The 14,694-nt window shown below is 53.2% G+C and carries 14 protein-coding genes; 4 read left to right on the top strand and 10 right to left on the bottom strand.

All coding sequences use genetic code 11. From position 1 onward, the window contains the following. Positions 1 to 54: 54 nt before the first annotated feature. From ACFODX_RS03180 to ACFODX_RS03170, 3 genes are all read right to left on the bottom strand, one after another. Positions 55 to 912 carry a nucleotidyl transferase AbiEii/AbiGii toxin family protein gene (locus tag ACFODX_RS03180; protein ID WP_378115989.1) on the bottom strand — a complete coding sequence of 286 codons (858 nt, stop codon included), beginning with the start codon at positions 910 to 912 and terminating at the stop codon, positions 55 to 57. Then, positions 909 to 1,517 (bottom strand): type IV toxin-antitoxin system AbiEi family antitoxin domain-containing protein, encoded by a 609-nt coding sequence (locus ACFODX_RS03175; protein WP_378115987.1) that lies wholly within the window; start codon positions 1,515 to 1,517, stop codon positions 909 to 911. Before ACFODX_RS03175 ends, ACFODX_RS03180 begins: the two co-directional genes overlap by 4 nt. Positions 1,518 to 1,639: 122 nt before the next feature. Then, positions 1,640 to 2,509 carry a YicC/YloC family endoribonuclease gene (locus tag ACFODX_RS03170; protein ID WP_378115985.1) on the bottom strand — a complete coding sequence of 290 codons (870 nt, stop codon included), beginning with the start codon at positions 2,507 to 2,509 and terminating at the stop codon, positions 1,640 to 1,642. Between the two features lie 176 nt (positions 2,510 to 2,685). Between ACFODX_RS03170 and rph the strand changes: the two genes are divergently transcribed. Both rph and ACFODX_RS03160 read left to right on the top strand, forming a co-directional pair. Then, entirely contained in the window at positions 2,686 to 3,408 is a 723-nt protein-coding gene (gene rph, locus ACFODX_RS03165; RefSeq protein ID WP_378115982.1) for a ribonuclease PH, read from the top strand. Between the two features lie 85 nt (positions 3,409 to 3,493). After that, positions 3,494 to 3,766, top strand: coding sequence for a DUF2789 domain-containing protein (locus ACFODX_RS03160; RefSeq protein WP_378115980.1), 273 nt, complete (start codon positions 3,494 to 3,496; stop codon positions 3,764 to 3,766). Here the strand turns inward: ACFODX_RS03160 and ACFODX_RS03155 are convergent. Beyond that, positions 3,733 to 4,263, bottom strand: coding sequence for a TIGR02444 family protein (locus ACFODX_RS03155; protein WP_378115978.1), 531 nt, complete (start codon positions 4,261 to 4,263; stop codon positions 3,733 to 3,735). The two genes, ACFODX_RS03160 and ACFODX_RS03155, sit on opposite strands and share 34 nt — an antisense overlap. A gap of 50 nt (positions 4,264 to 4,313) precedes the next feature. Between ACFODX_RS03155 and ACFODX_RS03150 the strand changes: the two genes are divergently transcribed. Continuing rightward, positions 4,314 to 6,254 carry an ATP-binding cassette domain-containing protein gene (locus tag ACFODX_RS03150; protein WP_378115976.1) on the top strand — a complete coding sequence of 647 codons (1,941 nt, stop codon included), beginning with the start codon at positions 4,314 to 4,316 and terminating at the stop codon, positions 6,252 to 6,254. Between the two features lie 52 nt (positions 6,255 to 6,306). On the opposite strand, the gene ACFODX_RS03145 is transcribed toward ACFODX_RS03150, so the two are convergent. Together ACFODX_RS03145 and ACFODX_RS03140 are read right to left on the bottom strand one after the other, a co-directional pair. After that, entirely contained in the window at positions 6,307 to 6,870 is a 564-nt protein-coding gene (locus tag ACFODX_RS03145; RefSeq protein WP_378115974.1) for a hypothetical protein, read from the bottom strand. Between the two features lie 178 nt (positions 6,871 to 7,048). After that, positions 7,049 to 8,620 (bottom strand): TerC family protein, encoded by a 1,572-nt coding sequence (locus ACFODX_RS03140; protein ID WP_378115972.1) that lies wholly within the window; start codon positions 8,618 to 8,620, stop codon positions 7,049 to 7,051. A gap of 296 nt (positions 8,621 to 8,916) precedes the next feature. Between ACFODX_RS03140 and ACFODX_RS03135 the strand changes: the two genes are divergently transcribed. Next, positions 8,917 to 10,068 (top strand): GNAT family N-acetyltransferase, encoded by a 1,152-nt coding sequence (locus ACFODX_RS03135; protein WP_378115970.1) that lies wholly within the window; start codon positions 8,917 to 8,919, stop codon positions 10,066 to 10,068. A gap of 6 nt (positions 10,069 to 10,074) precedes the next feature. On the opposite strand, the gene ACFODX_RS03130 is transcribed toward ACFODX_RS03135, so the two are convergent. The 4 genes from ACFODX_RS03130 to ACFODX_RS03115 all read right to left on the bottom strand — a co-directional run bounded on the left by ACFODX_RS03130 (position 10,075) and on the right by ACFODX_RS03115 (position 14,470). Continuing rightward, positions 10,075 to 11,040, bottom strand: a complete 966-nt coding sequence (locus tag ACFODX_RS03130; RefSeq protein WP_378115968.1) for a sulfite exporter TauE/SafE family protein — start codon at positions 11,038 to 11,040, stop codon at positions 10,075 to 10,077. A gap of 132 nt (positions 11,041 to 11,172) precedes the next feature. Next, positions 11,173 to 12,462, bottom strand: a complete 1,290-nt coding sequence (locus tag ACFODX_RS03125) for an O-acetylhomoserine aminocarboxypropyltransferase/cysteine synthase family protein (protein WP_378115966.1) — start codon at positions 12,460 to 12,462, stop codon at positions 11,173 to 11,175. A 106-nt stretch (positions 12,463 to 12,568) separates the two neighbouring features. Next, positions 12,569 to 12,745, bottom strand: coding sequence for a YezD family protein (locus tag ACFODX_RS03120; RefSeq protein WP_378115964.1), 177 nt, complete (start codon positions 12,743 to 12,745; stop codon positions 12,569 to 12,571). A gap of 234 nt (positions 12,746 to 12,979) precedes the next feature. After that, positions 12,980 to 14,470 carry a methyl-accepting chemotaxis protein gene (locus ACFODX_RS03115; RefSeq protein ID WP_378115962.1) on the bottom strand — a complete coding sequence of 497 codons (1,491 nt, stop codon included), beginning with the start codon at positions 14,468 to 14,470 and terminating at the stop codon, positions 12,980 to 12,982. Positions 14,471 to 14,694 lie beyond the last annotated feature (224 nt).

Below are 14,694 nucleotides of genomic sequence, written 5' to 3'. Positions count from 1 at the left end.
AACAACGGGAGCCAAGTGCTCCCGTTGTTGTTAAAAATTCTTTTTGCCACAAAATTAATGGTGATTAGATTTTTCCAGCAACGGCCAATAAATGGCTGACAATTCCTTAACTACTTCAGCTAACGGTGGCGCTTCCAGTTGGCTTCGTTTCAGAAACGCATTCCATTGTTGTGCCTTTTCAGTTGCATAACCCTCAGTGAGCCCGATTGGAATTGTAACGGGCACCGATGTTTGCCGTCGCTCGAAGGTAGCAGCAATCGCCTTTGGTAAAACGGCATGGTCGATTTGCTCCGCTGTCGATAACACCCACAAATCAAAATAATCTTTCAAGCGGGTATTGAAGCTGGCCAACTTAACCATTGCCTCCAGCTTTTCCGCTACCACTGTCTCTAACGGATAGACGCGCAATACAGGCGCAGGCAGATCCAATAGTGTTGGAAATTCGCTGGAAACTGCTGGGGGCGTTATCGCATCACCGAATCCAATGTCGCACTGGATAGGTATGCGGGCGTTATCCAGGCTCGCTTGTAATTGAACACGAATTCCCGGATAACCGGCGGCTTTTCTGATCGGTTCTGCAGTGATGGATTCAGCTGAAAAAATCAGGCCGTCCTCCACATTCGCTTCTGCTAACGTCGCAAAAATAATTTTGATTTGCTCGGGGTTGGCCTCACCAAAACCAAGGAAATCTATATCTCGCGTAGGTCGCTGGGGCAAATCAAACCAGAGCCTGAACAGCAACGCACCTTTAAGCACGAATCGATCAGAATAGTCTGAGATGGAAAGTCGATAGAGCAGCCTCTCAAGCGCAAAATTGACCAATACCTGTTGAAAGGGTTCGTTGTTTGCCTTGGAAAAATTAAGCAGTTTTTGCCGAATAGAGGCAGCCAGATTGCCAATATTTTCGGTCATACGATCAATGCCTCAACATAAGGCTTTAGCACCTTTTGCACCCTGCAAATGTTGGCCATTGCGTCTAACTCGGCAAGATCCAGTCGGTTACTAGCCCAGGCATCTTTCAAGGCTTCCAGCGCGACATCCAACCCAACACGGTTACGGAACTTGAAGCAATCTGCGATGGTTTTTTCAACGGAGAACACACGCAACTCACCGCCCTCCACCGCATGCACTTCCACCCCGCTGTTTAGCGTTTCCTCCCCCATGTGAACCCACTCAAGGGGCGGATAATCGCTCTGCTTGCGCCAGGCATTACTTGCAACCGCCACCCATACCGCTGGTGGCGATTGGGTGCCCAACTCGTGAAAAGCCAGCGCCGATACAAGGCAGATCACCCCATTAGGCACCAGATGCTGCGCAGCGAGCCAAGGGTTCTGGTGCTGGTTGTCTTCCGCCAACTGGTAGAGCCCGCGCCCAACCTTCACCACAAAGCCCTCTTGCTGCCAGCGCTGCAGTACCCTAAAAGCTTGGGCATGACTCAACCCTATCTGGCTAATAAGCTCGCCAGTTGTGTGGACTTTTCCACTGGTCAAAGAGGGGGATGTTTGAGGTGCGGACATATGAGATAAACCTATGTAAATATAAATATATGCATAGGTTACTCTCGTTTTTGGTGTGCGCAAATAGCCTGCTGTTAGCACGAATTATGTTTGCGCCCTATTTGCAGGAAGTGAGTGAAATATCACTCAATATTCTGAATTTGCTCCCGCATCTGCTCAATCAGCACTTTTAATTCCACGGCGGCTTGGGTGGTATCGCTCACAATGCTTTTTGACGAGAGCGTATTGGCTTCGCGGTTGAGTTCTTGCATTAGAAAATCCAACCGGCGGCCTAGAGAATCGGTTTGTTTTAAGCTGCGTTTGACTTCGATGACGTGAGTGTCTAGGCGATCCAGTTCTTCGTCGACATCGGCTTTTTGCGCGAGCAGGACGATTTCCTGCTCCAGACGCTCCGGGTCGAGTTCCACTTGCAGCGCGCTGAGTTTGGCCTGCAGTTTGTCGCGCTGGGCGGCGAGGATTTCGGGCATGCGTGCGCGCACTTTGACGACTTGTGCCGAGACGCTGTCGAGTCGGCTGAGGATCAGCTGCTCCAGTTCGGCGCCTTCGCGGCTGCGGTGTTCAATCAGGCCGTCCAGCGCGCTATCGAATAATTCCAGCGCCGCTTGATGCAGGGCATCGCGGTCGAGTTCCTGTTTTTGAATCACGCCCGGCCAGCGCAAAATTTCCAATGCGTTGACGGGGGCTGCGTCGGCGCCCAGCAGTTGGTTGATTTGGCTGGCGGCTTTGGTGAGCTGCGCGACTTTGGCGAGGTTGACGCCCAATTCGCTCTCGCCTTCCTGTTCCCAGTGCACATTGAGGCTGGCTTCCACCTTGCCGCGCTGCAGGGCTTTGCGCATGGCATCGCGCAGGGCGGGTTCGATTTCGCGGAAGTCTTCCGGCAGGCGAAAGTTGGGTTCCAGGTAGCGATGGTTGACGCTGCGGATTTCCCACACCAGGGTGCCCCAGGGGAGTTTGGCTTCGCGGCGGGCAAATCCGGTCATACTGCGTGGCATAGTTGTTCCTCTCTAGGCGCGGGTACAGGGTTGGGGAGCGCGATCAACGCTGGTCTTGTCGGCCCTGTAGCTGGTAGAGTTCCCGCGTGAATTAATAGTCATTAACCGATGCGGGATCTTATCACAGCTGCCCGCCCTTCCTTTTACCATCTGTTTTTTGCAGTAAGGATCAAGCCATGCAACGCCCTAGCGGTCGCACACCCGACCAATTACGCCCCGTCCGTATCACCCGTCGCTACACCAAACACGCCGAAGGTTCGGTGCTGGTGGAGTTTGGCGATACCAAAGTGATTTGTACCGCCAGTGTGGTGAATTCGGTTCCCCCGTTTCTACGCGGTCAGGGGCAGGGTTGGCTCACTGCTGAATACGGTATGTTGCCGCGCTCGACCGGTACCCGCATGGATCGTGAAGCAGCGCGCGGTAAACAGCAGGGGCGCACGGTGGAAATCCAGCGTTTGATTGGCCGCTCGTTGCGTGCGGCGGTGGATTTAACCGCGCTGGGTGAAAATACCATCCACATCGACTGCGATGTGATTCAGGCCGATGGCGGCACGCGCACCGCGTCCATCACTGGTGCCTGGGTGGCGCTGGCGGACGCGATCAGCTTCCTCAAGGCGCAGGGCAAGGTGACCGGCGAGCCGCTCAAGCGCGGTATCGCCTCCATTTCAGTGGGTATTTACCAAGGTGTGCCGGTGGTGGATTTGGACTACCCGGAAGACTCAGCGGCCGATACCGACATGAACCTGGTGCTGGGTGACGATGGCGGTATTATCGAAATTCAAGGCACCGCCGAGGCTGAGCCTTTTAGCGAGGCAGAGTTTGCCGCTATGTTGAGCCTGGGCAAAAAAGCGATTGCCGAACTCCACGCCCTACAAAAAGCGGCCTTGGCAGCTGGTTAAACCCTGGCATCAAAAGAGGCGCTCTCTGCGCCTCTTTTTTTATGAAAAAACAATTGAACGATCAGGCAGAAGGAGCCTCATACTAATGAGTAACAAACACGGAGGACGTTTTATGAACCCACAACCCATGGGCATGCCGGAACTTTTTTCCCAATTGGGCCTTGAATCTGACTACGCGCAGATAGCGCAGTTTATCCAGCATCACCCCCTGCCACCCGAGGTGCGCCTCGCTGACGCCAGTTTTTGGACCCCCGCCCAACGAGCTTTTCTACAGGAGAGCTGGCAGCAAGACTCCGACTGGTGCGAGCTGGTGGATCAGTTGGATCAAATGTTGCGCAAAGCGCCCGTCAAACACTGAAGTAGCGAATCGATGGCGCCGCGATTGACCCCGGCATTATCCAAATAGCGGCGCAAATTCTTGCCGTCCATCGCCCCGGAATCCACCGCTGTTGGGGCTGCTTCACCTGCCTGCGTTTGCTCCATCCACTGCTGTGTCAGTGCTTGCAATTGCCATTGCACTTGCTGCTCGGCGGCCAGTTCCGCCTGTTGGATCTGTTTGCGCAATGCGTCGATGGCGGTGTCGCCGGTGCCAAACTCGGCTTTCAAGCGCCGGCGCAAATGGCGCAGTGGCACCACATAATGATGATCCCAACCGCGAATGCGCCGCTCGGCGTCTTGCAGCCTTGTGGTATCCAGAGCCAAGCCTTTGCACTCCAGCCACACGCACCAAAGCAGCAAATTGACATTAATGCCCTGCTCGTCCTGCAGGCGTAAACAGGCCTCGGCGACCCCCGGTTGGGCATAAAGGGCGAGGGAGAAATCCCACAGGGAAGCGAGAGTGGCAGGGGTGGGCATGAGTGAATCCGCTAGCGGGGCATTGGGCCAAGTCTGCTAGAATGCGCGCCATGATTCAATTACAAAACGTCTCCGTACAGCGCGGCACCAAGTTCCTGTTGGATGCTGCCGACCTCACTATTTACCCTGGCCAGAAAGTCGGTTTAATCGGCGCCAATGGCACAGGCAAATCCACCTTATTCCAACTGCTGCTGGGGCAATTACAGAGCGATACCGGCTCGGTGGATATCCCCAAGCAGTGGCGCATCGCCCACATGGCGCAAGAGGTTGGCCACACCAGCCGCAGCGCGCTGGATTATGTGCTGGATGGCGACAGCGAATTGCGCCGGCTGGAGCAGGACATTGCGACCGCCCTGCAAGATCCCGAACACAATGGCGAACAGCTTGCGCATTTGTACAGCGACATGGAAAACATCCACGCTTACACCGCGCCTTCGCGCGCGCAGCAATTGCTCAATGGTTTGGGTTTTGCGGCGGGCGATGACCAGCGCCCGGTGAGCGATTTTTCCGGCGGCTGGCGTATTCGTTTGAACCTCGCGCAAGCGCTCATGTGCCCCTCGGATTTGCTGTTGCTGGACGAACCCACCAACCACCTGGATTTGGATGCAACCCTGTGGCTGGAGGACTGGTTAAAACGCTACCCTGGCACGCTGATTATCATCTCCCACGACCGCGATTTTCTCGACAATATTGTGGATCGCATCGTGTGCATCGAGCGCCAAAAACTGGATAACTACAGCGGTAACTATTCTGCTTACGAACGCCAGCGCGCCGAAAAACTTGCGCAGCAACAAGTGAGTTATGAAAAGCAGCAGGCGCGTATCGCCCACGTGGAGAGTTATATTCGCCGCTTCCGCGCGCAAGCCACCAAAGCGCGTCAGGCGCAGAGCCGCATTAAAGAATTGGAGCGCATGGAAAAAATTGCGCCCGCGCATATCGACTCACCTTTTACCTTCACTTTTCAATGTCACGACAAAATGTCTGTGCCACTGGTACACATCACCCGTGGCGCCATAGGTTATAAAACCGCTGAGCAGGGCGATAGGGTGATTTTGAATAATGTGGAGCTGGCGATTCGCGCTGAAACCCGCGTGGGTTTGCTTGGCCCCAACGGCGCGGGTAAATCCAGTTTGGTAAAAACCCTCGCCGGTTCGCTGCCGCTGCTCGGTGGTGAGCGCACCAATGGCGAACATTTTAAACTCGGTTATTTTGCGCAACACCAATTGGAAGCGCTGGATATGAATGCCTCGGCGGCGCTGCATATTCAGCGGCTATCGCCGCAAGCGCGCGAGCAGGAAATTCGCGATTTCCTCGGCAGTTTTGATTTCCACGGCGACCGCGCCTTTGAACCTATCACCCATTTTTCTGGCGGTGAAAAAGCGCGCTTGGCCTTGGCGATTATCGCCTGGGAAAAACCTAACGTGTTGTTGCTGGACGAACCCACCAACCATTTGGATTTGGAAATGCGCCACGCGCTCACCATGGCGCTGCAGGAATTTGAAGGCGCGGTGATTGTGGTCTCGCACGACCGCCATTTATTGCGCAATACCGTGAATGAATTCTTGCTGGTGGCCGATGGCAAAGTAGAAGAATTTGATGGCGATTTGGAAGACTACTACCAGTGGATGCAGCAGCAAAAAATAAAAGCGGCCGCCGCAGAAAAATCTGCACTGGAAAAACTAGCCGTCGCGGGCGCCGACAGTGAAATAAAAGTCGATAAAAAAGCCCAGCGCCAGCAATCGGCCGCGCAGCGCGCGCAATTAAAACCGCTCACCAACAAATTAAAATCCCTGGAAACCCAGCTGGAAAAATTGCAGGTGCGTCTGGGTGATATTGAAACCCAATTAGGCGACCCGGCCATTTACGAAGAAAAAAATAAAACCAAATTGCAGGAGCTAATTGCCGAGCAGGCCAAACTGCAAACGCAGCTGGAGGAGACGGAAGAAAATTGGCTGCTGATCAGTGAGGAATTGGAAGCGGCGAGCCAATGATCCAGCGCAAAAAAACCGGCAACTTGTGCCGGTTTTTTTTGCTGCGCAATAATTAAAAATTCATGCGCACGCCCAAACCGATTTCAGACGATTCTGTGCCCAAACCTACATCGGCGGTTGCGGCGAATCTGTTGGCAAACCAGTAGGCTATGCCGCCGCTCAGTACCGTGTTGCCATCAAATGCGGTGTGATGCGCGAGCTGCACTTTGGCTTCTACTTTGTGGTCGATGAAACCGCGTAAACCTACAGCTGCTATCAAACCGGTATCGCTATCGCCATAATCGACATCGATATTTTCTGCACTCAAAGTGCCGTACAGACTTGAATCGGCGCCAAACAGGGTGTGATAGCCAATACCTATGCTCAGTGCATCAGAGCCACAGCGGCCATCACTCAAATCGCTGAACGAGCCTACTGCAAAGAAATCGCTGTTTAATTCCAGGCTGCCGCTTACACGCAAACCATCTTGATTACAGTCGTAGTCATCCACGTCCTGATTAACAAATTGCAGCGCGCCGTAGTTGTAACTCAGCGGTGAATTCGCCATGGCGTTTACACTGCCGAATAAGCCGGCGGCTGCGATTAAAATACCCATCTTTTTGATTGATGATTTCATAAAAATTCTCCTGTTAGGTCTTCAAGTGGGGATACTAGTCGGCGCAAATGAATAACAACTGAATCAGTGACTGCGCTCTTTGGGTGGCGGCATTATTCATGGCTTGGGTGGTTGAATCAGTGCGCTGGGTCTCGGAAACTGACATCTGTTTCATCGTGCCAGCGCAGTGATTTCCAGGTTAAAACCCGTTGTCCGGGAGGCTTTTTTCCTCGGTCAAGGGCGTGGCACAGACCTGCAAAATGCGGCGGCCCTCCATGTTTTTAATTTGGAATTGGTAGCCGGCAAGGGCAATAAATTCATCGATTACCGGCACGTGCTGCAGCTGTTCCAACAGCAGGCCGGCGAGGGTGAAATAATCGCCATCGCCGCGCTCCAGTTTTATCTGCAGCAATTCCTCTACCTGTTCCAGGGCGATACTGCCGTCAAACCACCAGCTGTTGTCGCGGTTGATGGCGAGTGGTTGGTCGTTGGTATCGGCCAGTTCGCCGGCAATCGCGGCCAGCAGGTCGCCGGTGGTGACCAAGCCTTTGATGCTGCCGTATTCATCGATCACTATCGCCAGCGGTAGCGGTTCCTGACGCAGCATTTCCAACACCTTGAGCGCGCTGGTGCCTTCTGGTACGGCGAGTGGGGAGAGCGCGAGTTTGGCTAAATCCAGCGGTTGGTTATCCAGCGCGGCAGTGAGCAGGTCGCGGCTTTGCACTACCCCGAGCAGGTTATCCAATTCGTCGCGTGCGACCAGTAACCGGGTTTGCGGGGTGGATTTTAAGGTCTCCAACAGCTCCGCCGGACTGGCGCTGGTATCCACCCAGATAATGTCCGGGCGCGGTGTCATCAGTGTTTGAATCGGGCGATCCGAAAGCTGTAACACGCTGCGAATCATGCTGCGTTCACTGTGCTCAAAGGCGTCATCTTCACCGCGCGCGGCGGTCATGCCGGCAATATCTTCACCCACCTCGTCGGCATCGCTGCGGCCGCCCAGCAGCTTGAGTACTGCCTCGGCGGTGCGGTCGCGCAGTGGGCGCTCGCCAATCAAGTGACGAGTGCGGTTGGAGCGCGCCAGTTGGTTGAATATCTCAATCAAAATGGAGAAGGCGATAGCGCCGTAGAGGTAGCCTTTGGGGATATGGAAACCTGCGCCCTCGGCGACCAGGCTAAAACCAATCATTAACAGGAAACCCAGGCAGAGCATAACCACTGTGGGGTGGCGGTTCACAAAATCGGTGAGCGCCTTGCTCGCCACTATCATAATGATCATGGCGATGATCACGGCGATCATCATCACTTCCACATGTTCCACCATGCCCACGGCGGTGATCACGGCGTCCAGCGAAAAGACGGCATCCAGCACGATAATCTGCGCCACCACGGCCCAAAAAGCGGCGTGTACCTGGCTTTTGCGCGGGTTGATCGCTTTGCCCTCCAGTCGCTCATGGATTTCCACCGTGGCTTTGAACAGCAGGAAAATACCGCCCAGCAGCAGGATCAAATCGCGCCCGGACAGGGATTTGTCAAAAATGCTGAACAGCGGCGCGGTGAGTGTTACCAGCCAGGAGATGCCGAGCAACAGCAGCAGGCGCATCAACAGGGCCAGACTCAGGCCGATGACCCGCGCCTTGTCGCGCTGGTGTGGGGGGAGTTTGTTGGCGAGTATCGCAATAAAGATCAGGTTGTCGATCCCCAGCACGATTTCCAGAACAACTAGCGTCAGTAGCCCGAGCCATGCGCCGGGATCAGCCATCCATTCCATGGTCTGGTCTCCTTAACGGCTGGGCAAATAAACCGGTGGCACAATCTGCGCGTAATAACCGCGAGCGTAAAAGTAGGTGACTCCGCCATAACTGACTGGGGTCGGGTTCTGAAGCAGGCATTGAAAAACCAATAGTAACCAGGGAGCGCGGATTCTACTGCACTCACTGTTACAAAGACCAGCAAGCCCCTTTGTGGTTGCTTAACTTTACCGGGCGGCGCTCGCGGCGGTTGGCGATTTGCGGCGCTTGTGTTTTAGCGATATGTTCACCAGCTCTTACTTGGAGATTGACCGCGGTGCAGATTCGTTTTACCTCTTCGATTTTGTCGCTTGAACCGGCGGCCTGGAATGCCCTGTGCCCGGCCGATTACCCCTTTATCCGCCATGAGTTTCTGGCGGCGCTGGAGCTAAGCGGCTGTACCACCGGGCAGAGCGGCTGGCAGCCTTATCACCTGTTGGTGGAAGCCGCCGGTCAGTTGATTGCAGTTATGCCCGGCTACATCAAACACCATTCTTACGGCGAATATGTGTTTGATTGGGCCTGGGCAGACGCCTATCGCCGCCATGGGTTGGATTACTATCCCAAGTGGATTTGCGCCATACCCTTCAGCCCTTGTTATGGGCCGCGTTTGTTGATGGCGCAGGGCGTGGCGATGGCGGATATATTGCCGCAGATCAGTGCAGCGCTCGGGCGTGAGAGCCTGGCGCAGGGCTGGTCGGGCTGGCACTGCCTGTTCCCCGATAAAACACTGAGTGACTGCTTGCATCAGCAGGGTGCGCTCCAGCGGTTGGGCTGTCAGTTTCACTGGGAAAACAGGGGCTACCGGGATTTTGCCGATTTTGCGGCGAGCATGAATTCACGCAAGCGCAAAAATATCCTCAAGGAGCGCCGGCAGGTGAGCGAGCAGGGTTTTACGTTTGTGGTGAAAACCGGCCGCCAACTTGAGCCTGAGGATTGGCAGACCTTTTATGCACTCTATCGCACCACCTACCTCAAACGCAGTGGCCACAAGGGCTATTTGTCGGCCGATTTTTTCCAGCTGCTGGGTGCGACCATGGGCGATCAGTTAGTGATGATTTGTGCCGTAAAAGCCGATGATCCAGCGCAGGCCATCATCGCGGCCTCGCTGTTTGTGCGCGATAGCCAGTGCCTTTATGGGCGTTACTGGGGCTGTTTTGAGGAATACCAGTTCCTGCACTTTGAAACCTGTTACTACCAGGGCATTGATTACGCCATCGCCCAACAACTGGCGCGATTTGATGGTGGTGCCCAGGGCGAGCATAAAATCCCGCGTGGATTTGCGCCGCGTTTTACCTACTCCAACCACTGGGTAGCCGAGCCGGGTTTTCGCGCGGCGATTGCGCAATTTTTACAACAGGAAGCAGCGGGCATCACCCAATACGCGGCCGAAGCCGCGACCTTATTGCCCTTTAAACAGGCTGATTGAACCCGATTACGCAAGCAGGGCTTTGTACAAGTTGAACAGCGAGATGGCGCTGATTAATAAGCCGACCAGAATCAGCAAGGTTCTGGTTGAAAACTTTTTGCACGCGTAAGCGGCAAATGGGGCGGCGAATAATCCACCGATAATCAGCCCGGCCACTACATGCCAAATCGTTTCATCGACCAAAATAAATAAAGATGCGGCGCTGCTGAGTGTTAAAAAGAATTCGGCAAAATTTACCGAGCCGATAGTGGTGCGCGGGTCATGACCAGTGCCAACCAGTGTGGTGGTAACTACCGGGCCCCAACCGCCGCCGCCCGAGGTATCCACAAAACCGCCCAGCAGTGCCAGTTTTGCTACGTGTTTGGGTTCGCCGCTGCGGGTTTTAATGTGTTTGCGAAATGCTTTGCTCAACACATAAACGCCCATCAACAATAAATACACAGTGATGAACGGCTTGAGAATTTCGCCATCAATTTGTGTGACCAATACGGCGCCAAGTAAACCGCCAATGATTCCCGGAATTAATAAACGCAAAAATAATTTTTTATCGACATTGCCAAATTTGGCGTGGGAGATTCCCGAAATACCCGTGGTAAATACTTCTGCCATATGCACCGATGCTGTCGCGAGTGCTGGCGATGCGCCAGTGGCCAATAAAAAACTGGTGGAGGTTAAACCGTAAGCCATGCCCAGGGCGCCATCGATAATTTGCGCAATAAGGCCCACCAGTAACGCATTCCAAAACATGGAATCGTTCAGGGTAGTTTCAATGGTGCCCAGGCCCTGCTCCCAGCTGCCGCCAAATAATTGGGTCAGCCCGAGCACGACCAAAGCGATAAGGGTAAAAGAGGCAAACACCACCGCTGCGCGAATCACCGGGTGCAGCGGGATTTGTTCAACCGGAGGTAGCCCCAGCGCTTGGTGTTCCTGATTGACGGGGCTGTCGGAGTAATCGAGATCGCGGATTTTCATGGAGTTTCCAGTTGTCTGGTGGTTGGCCGTCGGGGCTTTTTGGTTAAGTGGCGGCATCCTATCCAGCCCTCATCCTTGAGGGAAATACTAAGTTTTTATGTGCTTATAACTTTCTGTTTAACAGCTCGGTGATTACACCGCTGCCAGCGCTTGCTCCAGGTCAGCAAGTAAATCATCGATATGTTCTATACCAACCGATAACCGCACTGTGTCCAAACCTACGCCGGATTTTTTCAATTCCTCTGGCGATAATTGGCGATGGGTGGTGGACGCCGGGTGGGTGGCGAGTGATTTTGCATCGCCAATATTCACAAGGCGGGTGAAGAGTTGCAGTGCATCCAAAAAGCGTGCGCCGGCTTCGCGGCCATCGTCAGCTTTTAAACCGAAGGTGAGCAAGCCGGAGGCTTTTCCGCCAAGGTATTTTTGCGCCAGTGGGTGATAAACGTTATCGGGCAAGCCCGCATAATTCACCCAGCTGACTTTGCTGTGTTTTTGTAAATATTCAGCAATCGCCTGTGTGTTGCTGTTGATGCGATCCATGCGCAAGGCGAGTGTTTCTATACCCTGCAAAATTAAAAAAGCATTGAACGGCGAGAGTGCCGCGCCGGTATTGCGCAGTGGCACTACGCGTGCGCGGCCAATATAGGCCGCAGCGCCCAAGGCCTCGGTATAAACCACGCCGTGATAACTCACATCGGGTTCATTGAGGCGTTTGAAACGCGCTTTGTGTTGTGCCCAAGGGAATTTTCCTGAATCCACAATCGCACCGCCAATGCTATTGCCGTGGCCGCCCAAATATTTTGTTAATGAATGCACAACTATATCGGCACCGTGTTCGATAGGGCGCAACAAATAAGGTGTTGCAACGGTGTTATCCACAATTAATGGCACACCGTGGCGATGGGCAATTTCGGCGATGCGTGCAATATCGGTGACATTACCCTGTGGGTTGCCGAGTGACTCCACAAATACCGCTTTGGTGCGCTCATCAATCAGCGATTCAAAACTATCCGGATTAGTGTGATCTGCAAAACGGGTGCTAATCCCGTATTGTGGCAGTGTGTGCGCAAATAAATTGTAAGTGCCGCCATAAAGTGCAGTGGAGGAAACAATATTGTCGCCCGCTTCGGCGATGGTTTGTATCGCATAGGTGACCGCCGCCTGGCCCGATGCCAATGCCAGTGCGGCAATGCCGCCTTCCAGCGCGGCAACGCGTTTTTCCAACACGTCGTTGGTGGGGTTCATAATCCGGGTGTAGATATTGCCCGCCACTTTTAAATCAAATAAATCGGCACCGTGTTGTGCGCTATCAAAGGCGTAGGCAACAGTTTGGTAAATAGGCACGGCGACCGATTTTGTTGTTGGGTCTGGCGTGTAACCGGCGTGGACGGATTGTGTTTCAAATTTCCATTGATCTGACATACAAGATAACTCCCGTGTTTTATCGCGACGTTTTAACAAATAACCACTTGGTTGCAGTTACCATTTTTATGTGTTTTTAAAAAGAAATTCATTAACAGCCCTAAGGTTAACGAGCGCTGGGAGTTTTTTCCCAGCGTCTTTTTTCGCGGCGTTCAATTTGTACAACCTGACCATTGTGAACTTGTATCTCTAGCGACCCATATTCCAATTGCGCCAACTGTTTTTTTATTTCATCAATTATTTCGCTGAGGTGTTGTTCACCTTCAGCTTGAAGATTTGCCATGGTGCATATCCATTCATTGTTTGTGTTTGTGTTTGTGTTTGTGTTTGTGTTTGTGTTTGTGTTTGTGTTTGTGTGCGGTAATGACTGACTGGCGCATCTTAGTAGTGGCGTTTGGTTTTCAAAAATACTGTTTTTTTATTAGCTTATAACAGTCATGAGTTTGCTTGCTGTATATCCAAATGCAAAACGGCACTCGAAAGTGCCGTTTTGGATAGTGCAGTTGAGTCGTTAAAACTAGACTTTGAAACTGTCGATTTGTTTTTTCAGCTCGCCAGTTTCGTTGATCAACTGGCTGCCACTGTGGTTAACCACTTGGGCATTCTCCACCACGTTCTCGGACAAGCCATGGATAGCGGTGATGTTTTTACTCACCTCATTAGCCACCGAACTTTGTTGATGTGATGCTGTGGCGATCTGGTGGTTCATATCGTTAATGGTGCCGATATTCGCGCGGATTTTACCCAGTGCTTCACCCACTTTGGAGGCGATATCGATAGTCTCGCGCGCCGAAGTGGTGCTGGTGTGCATGGCTTGGTGAGCTTCATCGGCGGCGCGTTGCAGCTGCACAATAATGGATTCAATTTCTTCGGTAGACGAGCGGGTTTTTTGCGCGAGTGAGCGCACTTCGTCTGCCACTACCGCAAAACCTCGGCCCTGTTCACCGGCGCGCGCTGCTTCAATCGCCGCGTTCAGTGCGAGCAGGTTGGTTTGTTCGGCAATGGTGCGGATCACTTCCATTACCGAGCCGATATTCACCGAGTTGTTTTTCAGCACCTGAATTTTCTGGGCGGTGGATTCAATTTGACCGGTCAGGCGATTTACATTTTCCAGTGACAGATTAACGATGGTGTTGCCCTCTTCCGCCAAAATACTGGTGGCGTTGGTGCGCTCGGCAGTTTCACCGGCATGGCGGGCGATTTCGGTGGCAGAGGCAGAGAGTTCTTCTACCGCTGTGGCCACCAATTCAATTTCACGCAGCTGTTGAGAGGTTGAGTTAACGGTACTTTCGGTAGCGCGGCTCATGGTATTCACATTGGCGCGCACCTTGTCGTTTACCTGCACCACATTGCGGATGATGTCGGCGATGTGCTCCATCACACGGTTAAAGTTGTGTGCCAGGGCGGCAATCTCATTGCCGCTATGGGTTGGCAGGCGGCGTGTCAGGTCGCCGCCACCATCGGCAATACTGGACAGGGAGCGGGTCACTTCATCAACCGGTGCCAATACCATGCTGCGGATCAGGAAATAAACCGTCAGCAAACTTGCGGCGAGCAGGGCCAGTACGGTCAGGAAATTGGTTTGGCGCTGATCGCTCAATGCATCACTCATGGTTTGGGTGCTGAATGAAATATCGTAGCTGCCGATGGTATTGCCACCGTACACAATGGGGATGGCCTTGCGCTCGATTTGATCTTTACTGTTGTCGTCATCGCTGGCTTTGGCGAGCGATTTACCGCGGTGGTCAACCACGTTGACGGAGGTGACTAACGAGGTATTAACCAAGGATTTGGCGATTGCCTCTACTTGTTGGAAGTCATAAGCGAACACCGCCTCCAGAATGGAGCTATTGGTCAGCTCCTGCATGGCAATGGTTTCGGCTTCCAGTTTGTGTTGCAAGTCGTTGGCGGCAATGCGGTCGTTAACAAAGGCGACCAGCAGGGCTATGGCAGTCATCGCCAGGAATAAAAAGATCATTAATTTGGTAAGTAAGGATTTTTGTACCATGGTTCCCCCCGAAAGGATTCGGTTTGTAGCGCTTATTGTTGTGTGAGCCTTTGTGTAATTGTTGTGCTTAATCACTATTGCGGCATCCGGCCTGGAATCTTGAGTGGTTTATCTGTGCCCAAGAATGCAACAGTGACGAATGAAATGAGTATAGACACAGCTTGGACAAGCTGCGCGGTGCGGGAGAGTTAAAAATAGATAATGATTCTGGCGCCAAATGGCGC

The organism is Cellvibrio fontiphilus (assembly GCF_042646205.1).
Taxonomy (GTDB): Bacteria; Pseudomonadota; Gammaproteobacteria; order Pseudomonadales; family Cellvibrionaceae; genus Cellvibrio; species Cellvibrio fontiphilus_A.
This window is presented reverse-complemented; position numbering and strand designations above follow the sequence as displayed.